A 13,570-nucleotide genomic window follows, 5' to 3' on the forward strand; every position below is an offset into this window, starting at 1 on the left:
CATGAGTCACGGAAACACCAGCGGAGCATCGCTCCTCAAGCAGCCCAAGGCGGTGTGGGCGGTCGCCTTCGCGTGCGTCGTCGCCTTCATGGGCATCGGCCTGGTCGACCCCATCCTCCCCGCCATCGCCGCGGAGCTGAAGGCCAGCCCCACCGAGACCGAGTTCCTGTTCACCAGCTACCTGGTCATCACGGGCCTGGCCATGTTCTTCACCAGCTGGGTCTCGAGCCGGATCGGCGCCAAGAAGACCCTGCTCATCGGTCTCGCGGTCATCGTGGTGTTCGCCGCCGCCGCTGGCCTGTCGGGCGACGTCGGCACCATCATCGGCTTCCGCGCCGGCTGGGGCCTCGGCAACGCGCTGTTCATCTCCACGGCACTCGCGACCATCGTGGGCGCCGCGTCGGGCGGAACGAGCTCGGCAATCATCCTCTACGAGGCGGCCCTCGGCCTCGGCCTGGCCATCGGCCCGCTCGCGGGAGGCCTGCTGGGCAGCGTGAGCTGGCGCGGTCCGTTCTTCGGCACCGCGGTGCTCATGGCCATCGGCTTCGTCGCGATCGTCACGTTGCTGAAGACGTCGCCGGATGACGAGAAGCCCGCCCGCACCCCGCTGTCGGCGCCGTTCCGTGCTTTGGCGCGGCCGGCGCTGGCCATCCTCGCCGCCACCGCGGTGTTCTACAACTTCGGCTTCTTCGTGCTGCTCGCGTACACCCCCTTCGCCCTGGTGCCGCTCGGCATCTCGAGCGCCATCTCGCTCGGTCTGGTGTTCTTCGGCTGGGGAGTCGCAGTGGCGGTCTCGTCGGTGTGGCTCGCACCGCTTCTCACGGCACGGATGCGGCGCACGCGCGTCATCTGGACGATCCTCCCGATCCTCGCGGTCGACATGGTGGTGATCGCCCTCCTCATCCACTCCGCCGTCGGCATCATCATCGGCGTCGTCGTGGGCGGCCTCCTCCTCGGCATCATGAACACCGTCCTCACCGAGAGCGTCATGGAGGCCACCGACCTGCCGCGTTCGGTCGCCTCGAGTGCGTACTCGGGCGTCCGGTTCCTCGGCGGAGCGGTCGCGCCCCCCGTCGCCTCGCTGCTGGCCGCGAACATCGCCGAGCCCGCGCCGTTCATCGCCGGTGCCATCGCGTTCGTCGTCGCCGTCGTGATCGTCGTGCTCGGGCAGCGCAAGCTCGGGGCGATCGACGTCGAGGAGGCTCCCGTTGCTCAAGCGCAGGCCATCGGCCTCGGGGACGCGGCGTAGGGCGGTCCGGCCGCAGCGACCGAGGGCCGTCGGAGCCGCCGGCTGTTGGCGTCGCTGCCCGCTCTTCGGCTCGCTGCCCGTGATGCAGCACGGGCAGCGATCGCGAAGGTGGGCGGCGAGCGAGTATGCGCCTGCGATCGGCGGCCCCGTGCAGCAGCGGCGGACAGCCGGAAGCAGGCCGGCGGATGCGTCGGCGGGCGCGCCTAGGCTGATGGCATGAGCATGGGCGGTGGTCGCGGAGCGCAACTGAGGGCGTCGTCCGGCGCGCCGCAACGGGGCGGGGGCGGCCTCAACCGCGGCCCCATCGACATCGGAGCGCAGAAGGCGGCCAACGCCGAGGCACCGAAGATCGCCCACCTCGGGCGCCGCATCGCCGAGCTGTTCGCTCCGCACCGGGTGGCTCTCACCATCACGGTCGTGCTCGTGATCGCCTCGGCGGCGCTCGCCGTCATCCCGCCGCTGCTCACCCAGCGCGCGTTCGACGACGGCCTGTTCCCGCCCGCCGGACATCCCAACCTCCCCGTGCTCGGCTGGATCGTCACGGCGATGATCGTGGTCTTCGTCGTGAGCTCACTGTTGGGGGTGTGGCAGGCCTACCTCACCGCGACGGTCGGCAACAAGGTCATGGGGGCGCTGCGCGTGCGCCTGTTCAGCCACCTGCAGGCGATGGAGCTCGGCTTCTTCACGCGCACCAAGACCGGCATCATCCAGTCCCGCCTGCAGAACGACGTCGGCGGCGTGGCCGGCGTGCTGACCAACACCGTCTCGAGCGTGCTCGGCAACACCGTCACCGTCATCTCGGCCTTCGTCGCCATGATCATCCTCGACTGGCGCCTCACGATCGTCGCGATCGTCCTCATGCCGTTCATGGTCATCGCGCAACGGCGGGTGGGACAGGTGCGCGCCCGCATCGCCGGTCAGACGCAGGAGTCGCTCTCCGAGATGACCGCCATCACACAGGAGACGCTGAGCGTCAGCGGCATCCTGCTCTCCAAGTCCTTCGCCAGGCAGCAGACCGAGATCGGCCGCTACACCGACGAGAACCGCAACCAGATCACCCTGCAGGTACGCCAGGCGATGAGCGGCCAGTGGTTCTTCGCGCTCGTCAGCATCTTCCTCTCGAGCGTCCCCGCCATCGTCTACCTGCTCGCCGGCTACCTCGCCGTCGGGGGAGCGGAGACCATCACAGCGGGAACGATCGTCGCGTTCACCACCGTGCAGTCGCGCCTGCTGTTCCCGCTCATCGGCCTCATGCGCGTCGCGCTCGACCTGCAGACCTCGAGCGCCCTGTTCGCGCGCATCTTCGAGTACCTCGATCTCAAGCCCGCCATCACCGACCGGGCGGATGCCGTTCCCGTGCCGACCGATGCCGCTCTCGGTCGCGTCGAGTTCGACCACGTCTCGTTCTCCTACCCCGACGCCGACGGCGAGAAGCACCCCACCCTCGACGACGTGAGCTTCGCCATCGAGCCCGGCCAGTTCGCGGCCTTCGTCGGCCCGAGCGGCGCGGGCAAGACGACCGTGTCCTATCTCGTGCCGCGGCTCTACGACGCCACCTCCGGATCCGTGCGGTTCGCCGGCGTCGACGTGCGCGACATCGCCGCGCACGACCTCGTCGACCACATCGGCATCGTCAGCCAGGAGACCTACCTCTTCCACGCGACCATCGCCGAGAACCTGCGCTACGCCCGACCCGACGCGACGGATGCCGAGCTCGAGGCTGCGGCACGCGCGGCGAACATCCACGCGACCATCGCGAGCTTTCCCGAGGGGTACGACACCGTCGTGGGCGAGCGCGGCTATCGCCTCTCCGGCGGCGAGAAGCAGCGCATCGCGATCGCGCGCGTGCTGCTCAAGGACCCCGAGGTGCTCGTGCTCGACGAGGCGACGAGCGCCCTCGACACCATCTCCGAGCGCGTCGTGCAGACCGCCATCGACGACGCCGCACGAGGGCGAACGACGATCGCGATCGCGCACCGCCTCTCGACCATCATCGCGGCCGACGTCATCTTCGTCGTCGAGGCCGGTCGCATCGTCGAACAGGGCACGCACGCCGAGCTGCTCGTCTCGGGCGGCGTCTACGCCCAGCTCTACTCCGAGCAGGTCGGGCCGCACGCGGGCGCCCACGCCGAGAGTGCCTGACCTTTCGGCGAAGCCTGCCGAACCACCGGGTCTTCGGTCGGTGCCAGAATGATCTCTCGAGACTGCAAGGGGGGTCGAAGGTGCCAATACCCGATGAACGCAATCACATCGGCGCCTCGCCCGGCACGACTTTGGGCGAGGAAGTTTTCCGGCGCTTGTACGGAGCAATCCTCGACGGCACGCTGATCGGCGGTGAACGCGTGAGGGATGCCGACATCGCAGCCTGGCTGGGAGTCTCGCGCACGCCGGTGAGGGATGCGTTCGCCTCGCTCGAGCGCCTCGGTCTCATTGAGGTGGTGGCCAGCCGGTACACCGTTGTCACAGAGGTGACGGAGGACCTCATTGCGGCCACCCTGGAGTACACGGGCTACAGCGCTGGAATCGGCATGCACATGGCCGTCACGCGCATGACGGAGGCCGAGGCCAGGACCGCCGTACACATCCTCAGACGGATGCTCTCAGCCAGCGACGCGGATGATCGGCTCACGCTCTACGACGAGGCGCGTGCTCTGTATGGACACATCGCCGTCTTCGCACGCAACGATGTCTATCGGCGGGTTCTGAGCGAAGCGGGACTGGCCATGGAGCGCAACCTGCGCGAGCGCCGTCCGCTCATCGGCGGCGTCGAGTCGAGGGGACACGAGTATCGAGAGCTGATCGCTGCCATCGAGCGACGGGACGCCGCGGCAGCGGAAAGGTCCGTGAGACACCAGCACGAGATCCGCGATTGACGTGATCCTATGCTCGCATGCGCACAGATGTGACACGATGTACCGGTATATCGATGGCTGGGGATCGGCGTGGTTGATGTGAAACAACGCAGCGAGACGGGTGAGCAGGCGCGTCTCAGGGTGAGTCGACGCCGCTTCGGGGTGAGTATCCAATCGAAGCTGCTCATCATGTTGCTCGCGGTGAGCCTGGTGTCGGCGATCGTCGTCGGGGTCATCGGCTTCATCAACGGGCGCGACTCACTCCGAGCCTCGGCGTTCCACCAGCTCACCACGATCCGTGAGCTGCGTGGTGAGGAGATTCAGCGCGAGTTCTCCTCCCTTCAACTCGGTGTGCAGCTCGACTCACGCAATGCGAGCGCGGTAGATGCGACCACCGCGCTCGTCGATGGCTTCGCACAACTTCAATCGAGCACGCTGTCTGCAGATGATGAGTCGAAACTGAACGACTTCTACGCCGAGCAGTTCGTGCCTGCACTGGAGAAGCGGTCGGGCAACAGCTACTCGCCCGACGCATTCGTTCCCGCGACGCCGGCCGGCCGCTACCTTCAGGCGCACTACACCGATGGTCGGGCCTACGACGACTACGACGCCGGTCTCGCGCTGGACGACGCCGGCGACGGCAGCGCTTGGTCGGCGGCGAGCGCTCAGTACAATCCTTACTTCAAGGGCCTGGTGGACGATCTGGGCTACGAGGACGTGCTCGTGATGAACCGCGAAGGAGATGTCGTTTACAGCGCGTACAAGAGCGTCGACCTCGGAGTCTCCATGAAGGAGGAGCCGTACACGAACTCGGCGCTGACGCAGGCCTTCGATCAGGTGATGCGCAACGGCTCACTCGACGAGGTCGTCACCACCGATTTCGAACGCTACCTGCCCTCGCTGAACGTGCCGACGGCCTGGGTGGTCTCGCCGGTGGGATCGGCGACCAACATCGTCGGAGCCATGGCAGTGCAGATCCCCATCACCCAGATCAATTCGGTCATGACGGGTAACGAGAAGTGGTCGGCTCAGGGCCTCGGCACGACCGGCGAGGTCTACCTCGCGGGTCCTGACAAGACGATGCGGAGTGTATCGCGCCTGCTGACGGAGCACCCGAAGCGATATGCCGCTACGGTCGTCGACAACGGCACCTCCCCCGCAGTCGCCAAGCGCATCGTCGCCGTCAAGGGAACGGTCGAGCTGCAGCCGGTCGATTTCGAAGGCACTCGGCGTGCGCTGCAGGGGAAGTCCGGCACGGCGATCACCGCCGACTACACCAGTAGCGACAGTTTGGTCGCGTACGCGCCACTCCAGATCGATGGATTGAATTGGGTGATCGTGGCTCACATGGACGCTGCCGAGGCGTTCGCCCCCGTCGACGAGTTCACCCGCAACCTCGTCATCTCGACGCTCGCGCTGCTCCTGATCGTCAGTATGCTCTCCCTCCTGCTCGCGCAGGTGTTCACGAGACCGGTCCGCCGCTTGGTGGACGCCGTGCGCGCGGTGGCGGCTGGCGATCTCACCGTGCGTGTTCCGGCCGTTGCCCACGATGAGTTCGGGGATCTCGGCCGGGCATTCAACGACATGAGCGCCAGCCTGCGAACCAAGCAGGACCTGATCGACGAGCAGCGCACCGAGAATGAGAAACTTCTGCTCACGCTCATGCCGGAGTCGATGGCGAAACGCTATCGAGAAGGTGAGGAGGTCATTTCCGAGCAGCACGACGACGTCGCCGTGGTGTTCGCCGAACTCGTCGGGTTCGACGAGTATGTGGCGGCGCTTTCCAGCACGGAGGAGATGGCGGCGTTGAACACGCTCGTCCGCGGCTTCGACGAAGCGGCGGACCGCACTGGGGTCGAGAAGGTCCGCACCCTCCGCGGCGGTTACCTCGCCAGCTCGGGTCTGATCGTTCCCCGGGTTGACAACGCCCGCCGGGCGGTCGAGTTCGCTTTGGAGATGCGCCGGGTCGTCGAGCGCTTCAATGCCGCTCACGACACTCGACTGGATCTCCGCGCCGGCGTGGACATGGGTCCCGTGACGAGCGGGCTGGTGGGTCGAACAAGTCTGGCCTACGACCTGTGGGGTGATGCCGTGAGTCTGGCCTACGCCGTGCGCGGCGCCACGACCGAGCCCGGCGTCTACGTGAGCCAGGCCGTCCGTGATCGGTTGGCCGACTCGATTGAGATCGTCGCTGCCGGCGCAATCGACACCACCGCGGGTCAGCAGCAGGTGTGGCGGGTCACGGGGACGTCGCGATGATCGACGTCCTGAAGAGCGGGTGGATCGGTTGGGCGATCGGGATCGGTATCGGAGTCCCCCTGCTGCTGGTCGTGCTGACGGAGGTCCTCGGCGCTCTGACGCGAAGGGGCAGCGCGGCAGCCAAGCCGGTTCGTCTGCTTCGCAACTGGGTCGTCCCCACCGCCGGCCTGTTCGCCCTGCTCGCCTTCGCGCTCCAATCTCCCTCCGACCAGGTGTGGGTCAAGATCGTCGCGACGCTGCTCGGATTCCTCCTCATCCTGCTGGTCCTCGGCGCTTTCAACGTGGCTCTGTTCGCCAACGCCGAGGAGGGCAGCTGGCGGGAGCGGATCCCGTCGATCTTCGTGGACATCGCGCGGCTCGCCCTTATCGTCGTCGGCCTCGCCATCCTGTTCTCCTGGGTCTGGAGCGCAGACGTCGGGGGACTGATCGCCGCGCTGGGCGTGACCTCCATCGTGATCGGCTTGGCGTTGCAGAACGCCGTGGGCAGCGTCATCTCAGGTCTGCTTCTGTTGTTCGAGCAGCCGTTCAAACTGGGCGACTGGCTCAACACCGGTAGCGTTCAAGGCCAAGTCATCGAGGTCAATTGGCGTGCAGTCCACATCGACACCGGGGCCGGCATCCAGATCGTGCCGAACGCGTCGCTCGCCGGGGCTTCTTTCACCAACCTCAGCCTGCCGACCGGGGCCTTTCATGCGGGGTTGACCGTGAGCTTCACTACCGACGACCCCCCGCATATCGTCATCGAGACGTTGCTGGACGTCGCCAGAAGCCTGCCGATGCTCGCGGACGGCGCGACGCCACACGCTGCATACCTCGGATCGGCGAAGTACAGCGTCGACCTCCCTGTGCGCGGCCCCTCCGCTGTTGACTCGGCCAGCAGTCTCTATTTGGCTTGGCTGTGGTACGCAGCCCGAAGGCGCGGGCTCGCATTGGATGGCGACTCCACCGATCCGATCGCCGAGCCCGGACGGCTCGAGGCTGCCGTCGGCCACCTCTCGTCCAGCTATGGACTCTCGGAGGACGACGTTGCGATGATCACCGCGGCCAGCCGGCTCGAGCGGTTCGGCACGGGAGAGATCGTGCAAACCCCCGGAACCATTCCCGACGCGATGCGATTCATCGTCGACGGACACCTGCACTTGTGGGCTCCGGTTCACGGCGGCCGGGTGGATGTGCTGACGATCGACGCGGACGACTACGTCGGCCAGAGCGTGCTGACGAGGGAGGGGTCTCTTGTCGGTGCGAGCGCCGCAACGGTGACCACTCTGCTCGTGATTCCGCTCGAAGCCATCGATGCATTGGTGCGACGGCACCCACGACTCGCCCGGCGAATCGGGCAGAGCATGGAGAACCGCCAGAGGGCGACCCACGAGGCGCTCGCGGCTGCCGGCATCGCTCGCACGAATCTGCCAGAAGGATAGGCTGGCCGGATGGTCACTCTCCGCTGTTGTCGTCGCTAGACCCCCGCGACCATTCATCAGCCCGCCGTGCGACGAAGCCGGCGAAACACACGTAAGGACACCATCCGTGCACTACGCCGAGTCCATCACCGATCTCATCGGCAACACCCCGCTCGTCAAGCTCACTCACGTCACCGACGGCATCGCCGCGACAGTGCTCGTGAAGCTCGAGTACTTCAACCCGGGCGGCTCGGCGAAGGACCGCATCGCCGAGCGCATCATCGACGCGGCCGAGCGCGAGGGCAAGCTGAAGCCCGGCGGCACCATCGTGGAGCCGACCTCGGGCAACACCGGTGTGGGCCTTGCGCTCGTCGCCCAGCAGCGCGGCTACCGCTGCGTGTTCGTCTGCCCCGACAAGGTCGGCGAGGACAAGCGCAACGTGCTGACGGCGTACGGCGCCGAGGTCGTCGTGACGCCCACATCCGTCGCCCCCGACAGCCCCGAGTCGTACTACAGCGTCTCCGACCGGCTCGCGCGCGAGATTCCGGGTGCGTTCAAGCCCGACCAGTACTCCAACCCGAACGGCCCGCTGAGCCACTACGAGACGACGGGACCCGAGATCTGGCGCGACACGGATGGCCGCATCACCCACTTCGTCGCTGGCGTGGGCACGGGAGGAACCATCACGGGAACGGGCCGCTTCCTGCGCGAGCAGTCCGACACCGTGCGCATCATCGGCGCCGACCCCGAGGGCTCGGTCTACTCGGGCGGCACCGGTCGTCCCTACCTCGTCGAGGGCGTGGGCGAGGACTTCTGGCCGAGCGCGTACGACCCATCCGTCCCGCACGAGATCATCGCGGTGACGGATGCCGACTCGTTCGCCATGACGCGGCGCCTCGCCCAGGAGGAGGGCATCCTCGTCGGCGGCTCGAGCGGCATGGCCGTGGTCGCCGCGCTCGAGGCGGCCCGCGACCTGCCCGCGGATGCCGTCGTCGTCGTGCTGCTGCCCGACGGGGGCCGCGGCTACCTCGCCAAGATCTTCAACGACAAGTGGCTGCGCAGCTACGGCTTCAGCAACGCGCCGAGCGGGCACACCGTGGCGAACCTCCTCGGCGCCAAGGCCGACCGCACGCCCGCCCTCGTCTACGCCCACCCCGATGACACGGTGCGCGACGCCATCGACCGCATGACGGATACGGGCGTGTCCCAGCTGCTGGTGCTCTCCGCCGAGCCGCCCGTCGTGCTCGGCGAGGTGAGCGGCGCGATCCACGACGAGGAACTCATGGAGCTGGTGTTCTCCGGGCAGGTGAACCTCGCCGACAAGGTGGGCGCCCTGGCCGGGCGGCCCCTTCCGCTCATCGGCGTCAACGAGCCGGTCGCGACCGCTCGCGCGGCCTTCGCGACGGATGCGGCGATGCTCGTGACCGACGGCGGCAAGGTGCTGGGCGTCATCACGCGCTCCGACCTGCTCAGCTACCTCGGCGCCTGACCGCCACCCCTCCGTTCCACCCGTTCCGATCCTCTTGGAGTCGACGTCATGACCACCTCCGACCGTTTCGCCACCCGCGCCATCCACGCCGGGCAGAGCTTCGACCCGACCACTGGCGCGGTCATCCCGCCCATCTACCAGTCGTCCACCTTCGTACAGGACGGCATCGGAGGCCTGCGCGGCGGCTACGAGTACGCGCGCGCCGGCAACCCGACTCGCACGGCGCTCGAGACCCAGCTCGCCGCCCTCGAGGGAGGAGCCCACGGGCTCTCGTTCTCGTCCGGACTCGCTGCCGAGGACTCGCTCCTGCGGGCGGTTCTGAAACCGGGCGATCACGTCGTCATGGGCAACGACGTCTACGGGGGCACCTACCGGCTGATCAACCGCATCCATGGAGCGTGGGGCATCCGCAACACCCCCGTCGACACTACGGACCTCGCGGCGGTGCGGGACGCGGTGAAGGCCGAGGCCACCCGCATCCTATGGATCGAGACGCCGTCCAACCCCCTCATGACCGTGAGCGACATCACCGCGCTCGCGGAGATCGGCCACGATGCGCGCCTCATCGTCGTGGTCGACAACACCTTCGCCTCCCCGGCTCTGCAGCAGCCGCTGAGCCTCGGGGCGGATGTCGTGGTCCACTCGACCACCAAGTACATCGGGGGTCATTCCGACGTCATCGGCGGCGCGCTCGTCATCAACGACGACGAGCTGCACGAGAAGGCCAAGTTCATCCAGTTCGCCGCCGGTCCCGTCTCGGCGCCGATGGACGCCTTCCTCACCACGCGAGGCATCAAGACGTTGGCCGTGCGGATGGAGCGTCATTCGCAGAATGCCCTCGCGATCGCCGAGCACCTCGTCGGCCACGCCGCACTCGACACCGTGCTCTACCCCGGCCTGCCGGATCACCCGGGCCACGAGCTCGCTGCGCGCCAGATGGTCGGAGGCTTCGGCGGAATGATCTCGCTCTCGCTCTCGGGCGGGGGAGCGGCAGCGCGACGGTTCGCCGAGTCGCTCGAGGTGTTCTCGCTCGCGGAGTCGCTCGGCGGAGTGGAATCGCTCGTCAACTACCCGTCGGAGATGACGCACGCCTCCGTGCGCGGCACCGAGCTCGAGGTGTCGGAGAGCATCGTGCGTCTCTCGGTGGGTATCGAGGACGTCGCGGACCTCATCGACGACGTCGATCGGGCGCTGGCTCGCGCCTGACCATGCGGGCCGCTGCGGTCGACCCGGCGGCGGCGCAACTCTGACGGCGCGGCGGCCGATCAGGCGCGGACGAGCCTGACGACGGGGATCTCGCGCTCGATCTTGGCCTGGTGTTCGGCGAAGAATCCTGCGCGGTCGACCACGGATGACCACACCTGGTCGTGTTCCTCCCCATCGATGATCTCGGCGGTCGCCTCGTAGGTCTCCTCCGGCGCCTCGACACGAACATGCGGCTCGGCTTCGATGTTCAGGTACCAGTCGGGGTCGTCGGGCGCGGCGTTCGCCGACGCCACCACCAGGATGCCGCCGCTCTCCTCGTCGGGGAGGAAGAAGACGGGTGTGGTGCGCGGTTCCCCCGTGACCCGCCCGGTCGTCGTCAGCAGGACGAGTCGGTCGCGGTGCATGCCGGTGACCTCTCCGCCCGCGCGGTACTGCTCGATGACCCGCTGGTTGATCTCTGCCATGTCCATGGCTCCATCGTGGCCCGGGCACGCCGCGTGCGACAGGGGGTGGCGTGCGCGTTGTCCCGTGTGGGCGGGTGGCTGTACAACTGGAGACATGAGCGACATCAACGACTGGATGGAGCGCTACCTGCGCGCATGGGATTCCAACGATCCCGCCGACATCCGTGCCCTGTTCACCGAAGACGCCGAGTACTACACGTTGCCGGGGCGCCGGCCCAAGCGCGGGGCGGATGCGATCGCGGAGTGGTGGGAGGAGGCGCGCGATGAGCCGGGCGACTACACCTTCCGGTGGGAGACCATCGCCTCGACGCCCGCGCGTGCCGTCATCCAGGGCTACACGGGCTATCACGAGCGCAGCAGCTTCCACAACCTGTGGGTGATCGACCTCGAACCCGACGGTCGCGCCAGCCGGTTCACCGAGTGGTGGGTCGAGGTGCCGGAGGGTGCGGATGCGACGCCGGAGCCGGGCGAGGATCAGTAGCGCCCAGCGATGGCAGGAAAGCGATGAACAATGTCGTTCCTGCCAGTCGGCGGCGGCGATCGCCTCGGCCATAGTGGACGAGTGACCAACCCCGCCCGCACGTCCGCCTCGGCCCCGACGCCTTCATCGACATCGGCCTCGACGCCTCCATCGACACCGACGTCGATGCCAGCGGTCGGCCTGCCCGCGTCGGCGGAATCGACGCCCGCGGCGCCGCCCGCGCCGCTTCGGTCGGGATCGTTGGGGCTGGCGCGCGGCACGGCGCTCTATATCGCCGCCGTGCTGGGCACGGGCATCCTCGTGCTTCCCGGACTCGCCGCCTCCGTGGCCGGACCGGCCTCGATCATCGCCGTGGTCGCCGTCTTCCTGCTGTCGATCCCGCTTGCGGGCACGTTCGCGGCGCTGGCGTCCCGTTACCCCGACCCCGGCGGTGTCGCCAGCTACGTCCGTAAGGCCCTCGGGGGCACCGCCGCCCGCATGACGGGGTACTGGTTTTACTTCGGCGTCTGCGTCGGCGCCCCCGTCGTCGGGGTTCTCGGCGCGGAGTACGTCGTGGCGGTGCTCGGTGTCGACCACGCCGCCGTGGCGTGGGTGGGGCTGGCCATCCTCATCCCTCCCTTCATCACCAACATGTTCGGAGTGCGCATCTCGGGTGCCGCCCAGCTCGTCCTGACCGGGCTGCTGCTGGTGGTCGTCGTCATCGTGGTCGCCTTGAGCGTGCCCCAGGCGCAGTCGTCCAACTTCCAGCCCTTCCTCCCTCACGGGTGGGCGGGGGTCGGTACGGCCATCAGCCTGTTCCTCTGGGCGTTCGCGGGCTGGGAGGTCGGAACCCACATCGCGGGGGAGTTCCGCAACCCGCGTCGCGTCATTCCGCTCGCCACGGCCATCGCCGTGGTGGTCGTCGGTGCCGCCTACCTGGCCCTCCAGCTCGTGACGGTCGCGGTGCTCGGCGACCGCGCCTCCTCGAGCGCCGTCCCCCTGCTCGACCTCGTCGCCGGAACCGCGCCGGTGTACGGACGCATCATCATCGCGGTCATCGCGGCCATCGTCGTGCTCGGCGTGGTGAACGCCTACCTCGGCGCATTCGCGAAGCTCGGCGCATCCCTCGGGCGCGACGGCGACCTGCCGCACTGGTTCGCACGCGGCGTCGATGATGGCGCGATCGCCCGCCGCAGCCTCGCCCTCACCGCAGCGCTCTTCGCCGTGTACTACGCGCTGATGGTGGCGGCCCGCTTCGACCTCGAGGCGTTCATCCTCGTGCACACGTCGTGCATGGCGGCCATCTACGCCTTCGGCATGTTCGCGGCCGTGCGCATCCTCCGCACCTTCAGCCCGGGCTGGTGGATGGCGGTGGTGTCGAGCGTTCTCACGGTGGGCCTGCTCGTCCTCGCGGGCTGGCATCTCGTCATTCCGGCCGGCCTCGCGCTGGCAGCACTCGTCGTCACCCTCGTCAAGCGACTCCGAAAGGCGCCCACCCCGTGAGCACTCCCGTCCGCCGCATCGTCGACCTCAGCCACACCATCCGCGCCGGGCTCGTCACCTACCCCGGCCTTCCGGCCCCCACGATCACGCCGCACCTCACCCGAGAAGCCTCGCGGGCGGTCTATGCGTCGGGCACGGAGTTCGCCATGGACATCATCACGATGATCGGAAACACCGGTACCTATCTCGACAGCCCCTTTCACCGCTACGACGGCGGCGGCGACCTCGCGAGCCTCTCGCTCGACACGCTCGTCGACCTGCCGGCGCACGTCTTCCACCTCGACGAGGCGGCCGGGCGCGGCATCCCGGCATCCGTGTTCGACGGCCTCGACCTTGCCGACGCGGCCGCACTCCTGCACACCGGCTGGAGCAGGCATTTCGGTTCGGAGGACTACGCACACGGCGCTCCCTATCTCACCGAGGAGGGAGCGCAGCGTCTCGCCGAGGCGGGTGTCGCGCTGGTGGGCATCGATTCGCTCAACATCGACGACGTCGAGAGCGGCGGTCGCCGGCCGGCGCACTCGCTGCTGCTCGCAGCCGGCATCCACGTGGTCGAACACCTCACCGGCCTTGACGCCCTCCCGGTCACCGGTGCGCGCTTCACCGCCGTACCGCCCAAGGTGGAGGACTTCGGAACCTTCCCCGTGCGCGCCTTCGCTGTCATCTCCTAGACGGGTCAAGGGGGTGC

11 protein-coding genes are annotated in these 13,570 nt (G+C 68.1%); 10 read left to right on the forward strand and 1 reads right to left on the reverse strand.

Going from position 1 to position 13,570, the window contains the following annotated elements; genetic code table 11:
- The first annotated feature begins 1 nt into the window (after position 1).
- From E6C70_RS09730 to E6C70_RS09760, 7 genes are all read left to right on the forward strand, one after another.
- Positions 2–1,249, forward strand: a complete 1,248-nt coding sequence (locus E6C70_RS09730) for an MFS transporter (protein ID WP_136424326.1) — start codon at positions 2–4, stop codon at positions 1,247–1,249.
- A gap of 222 nt (positions 1,250–1,471) precedes the next feature.
- A complete protein-coding gene (locus E6C70_RS09735; protein ID WP_136424410.1) occupies positions 1,472–3,391 on the forward strand; it encodes an ABC transporter ATP-binding protein in 1,920 nt (639 codons plus the stop codon).
- Between the two features lie 80 nt (positions 3,392–3,471).
- Complete coding sequence (locus tag E6C70_RS09740; protein WP_268895952.1) at positions 3,472–4,122, forward strand: GntR family transcriptional regulator; 651 nt, start codon at positions 3,472–3,474, stop codon at positions 4,120–4,122.
- Positions 4,123–4,191: 69 nt separating this feature from the next.
- Complete coding sequence (locus tag E6C70_RS09745; RefSeq protein WP_168770908.1) at positions 4,192–6,360, forward strand: adenylate/guanylate cyclase domain-containing protein; 2,169 nt, start codon at positions 4,192–4,194, stop codon at positions 6,358–6,360.
- On the forward strand, positions 6,357–7,781 hold the full coding sequence (locus E6C70_RS09750; RefSeq protein WP_136424328.1) for a mechanosensitive ion channel family protein: 1,425 nt from the start codon (positions 6,357–6,359) through the stop codon (positions 7,779–7,781). The genes E6C70_RS09745 and E6C70_RS09750 overlap by 4 nt, the downstream gene beginning before the upstream one ends.
- A 106-nt stretch (positions 7,782–7,887) precedes the next feature.
- On the forward strand, positions 7,888–9,249 hold the full coding sequence (locus E6C70_RS09755; protein ID WP_136424329.1) for a cystathionine beta-synthase: 1,362 nt from the start codon (positions 7,888–7,890) through the stop codon (positions 9,247–9,249).
- Positions 9,250–9,297: 48 nt separating this feature from the next.
- Complete coding sequence (locus E6C70_RS09760) at positions 9,298–10,455, forward strand: cystathionine gamma-synthase (RefSeq protein WP_136424330.1); 1,158 nt, start codon at positions 9,298–9,300, stop codon at positions 10,453–10,455.
- Between the two features lie 59 nt (positions 10,456–10,514).
- Here the strand turns inward: E6C70_RS09760 and E6C70_RS09765 are convergent, their stop codons facing one another.
- A complete protein-coding gene (locus E6C70_RS09765; RefSeq protein ID WP_136424331.1) occupies positions 10,515–10,925 on the reverse strand; it encodes a nitroreductase family deazaflavin-dependent oxidoreductase in 411 nt (136 codons plus the stop codon).
- A gap of 88 nt (positions 10,926–11,013) precedes the next feature.
- Here E6C70_RS09765 and E6C70_RS09770 point away from each other — a divergent pair, with 88 nt between their 5' ends.
- The 3 genes from E6C70_RS09770 (at position 11,014) to E6C70_RS09780 (ending at position 13,553) form a co-directional block, all read left to right on the forward strand.
- Positions 11,014–11,400: a nuclear transport factor 2 family protein gene (locus E6C70_RS09770; RefSeq protein WP_136424332.1), complete on the forward strand. Its 387-nt coding sequence runs from the start codon at positions 11,014–11,016 to the stop codon at positions 11,398–11,400.
- 165 nt (positions 11,401–11,565) lie between these two features.
- Positions 11,566–12,882 carry an APC family permease gene (locus E6C70_RS09775; protein WP_136424333.1) on the forward strand — a complete coding sequence of 439 codons (1,317 nt, stop codon included), beginning with the start codon at positions 11,566–11,568 and terminating at the stop codon, positions 12,880–12,882.
- Positions 12,879–13,553 (forward strand): cyclase family protein, encoded by a 675-nt coding sequence (locus tag E6C70_RS09780; protein WP_235833374.1) that lies wholly within the window; start codon positions 12,879–12,881, stop codon positions 13,551–13,553. Before E6C70_RS09775 ends, E6C70_RS09780 begins: the two co-directional genes overlap by 4 nt.
- Positions 13,554–13,570: the final 17 nt, after the last annotated feature.

The sequence above is a fragment of the Orlajensenia flava genome (assembly GCF_004801905.1).
Taxonomy (GTDB): Bacteria; Actinomycetota; Actinomycetes; order Actinomycetales; family Microbacteriaceae; genus Orlajensenia; species Orlajensenia flava.

Coding starts and splice junctions, on each gene's coding strand:
- E6C70_RS09770 (WP_136424332.1), top strand. CDS start 11,014: ATGAGCGACATCAACGACTGGATGGAGCGCTACCTGCGCGCATGGGAT.
- E6C70_RS09735 (WP_136424410.1), top strand. CDS start 1,472: ATGGGCGGTGGTCGCGGAGCGCAACTGAGGGCGTCGTCCGGCGCGCCG.
- E6C70_RS09750 (WP_136424328.1), top strand. CDS start 6,357: ATGATCGACGTCCTGAAGAGCGGGTGGATCGGTTGGGCGATCGGGATC.
- E6C70_RS09775 (WP_136424333.1), top strand. CDS start 11,566: ATGCCAGCGGTCGGCCTGCCCGCGTCGGCGGAATCGACGCCCGCGGCG.
- E6C70_RS09765 (WP_136424331.1), bottom strand. CDS start 10,925: ATGGACATGGCAGAGATCAACCAGCGGGTCATCGAGCAGTACCGCGCG.
- E6C70_RS09730 (WP_136424326.1), top strand. CDS start 2: ATGAGTCACGGAAACACCAGCGGAGCATCGCTCCTCAAGCAGCCCAAG.
- E6C70_RS09760 (WP_136424330.1), top strand. CDS start 9,298: ATGACCACCTCCGACCGTTTCGCCACCCGCGCCATCCACGCCGGGCAG.